The organism is Kineococcus indalonis, from assembly GCF_009906395.1.
Lineage (GTDB): Bacteria > Actinomycetota > Actinomycetes > Actinomycetales > Kineococcaceae > Kineococcus > Kineococcus indalonis.
In genome coordinates, this window is the sequence record NZ_JAAALM010000897.1 from 1 (window position 1) to 903 (window position 903).

General features: G+C 80.2%; 1 protein-coding gene. It reads right to left on the minus strand.

The genetic code is table 11. The features are described from left to right. Positions 1-75: 75 nt before the first annotated feature. The coding region (locus GTR00_RS21805) for an ATP-binding cassette domain-containing protein (RefSeq protein WP_166613576.1) at positions 76-903 on the minus strand (828 nt) is incomplete at its 5' end.

Below are 903 nucleotides of genomic sequence, written 5' to 3' on the forward strand. Positions count from 1 at the left end.
GTGTTGACCGGCAGGCCGTACGCGTCCTCGATCGCGCCGGTGGGGGCGGTGGCGCAGCGGGCGAGGCGCATCGCCTCACGCTAGCCGCCCCGGTGCCACCTGGGCAGGGTCGAGCAGCCGGCCCGCGCGCAGGTGCAGCACCCGGTCGGCCAGGTCCACGCCCTCCTCGCGGTGCGCCAGCAGGAGCACCGCGCGCCCGCCGCGCGCCCGCACGAGGTCGGCGACCAGGGCCCGCCCGGTCTCCTCGTCCAGGCCCTCGCTGGGCTCGTCGAGCACGAGCACCGCCACGTCCGCCAGCAGCGCGCGCGCCATCGCCAGCCGGCGCCGCTCGCCGCCGGAGACGGGGGCGCCGCCGTCGCCGAGGCGGGAGTCCAGCCCGGCGGGCAGGCTGGTCAGCCACGCGTCCAGCCGCACCCGGTGCAGCACCGCGAGCAGCTCCGCGTCGCCGCTGCCGGGGCGGGCCAGCAGCAGGTTCTCGCGCAGGCTGGTGGCGAAGACGTGCTCGTCGTCGCCGACCAGGCCCACGACGGAGCGCACGTCGTCGCCGGCCAGCCGCGCCAGCGGCACCCCGTCCAGCTCGACGGTGCCGCCCCGCACGTCCAGGAAGCGCATCAGCACCGCCGCCAGGGTGGACTTGCCGCTGCCGGAGGCGCCGCGCACCGCGACCACCTCGCCCGGCGCGAGGTCCAGGTCCAGCCCGTCCAGGCTCGCGCCCTCCCAGCCGGCGACGACGCCGCGCAGCCGCAGGCGCCGCCCGGCACCGGCCGGCGCCGGCAGCGGGCGCGGGTCGACCGGCTCGTGCGCGGCGAGCGGCGCGGACAGCAGCTCCGCACCGCGCCGCGCCGCCTGCGCGGCCCGGTGCCGGGCGCGCACCGCGTCGGGCAGGGCGCGGGTGACCTCCAC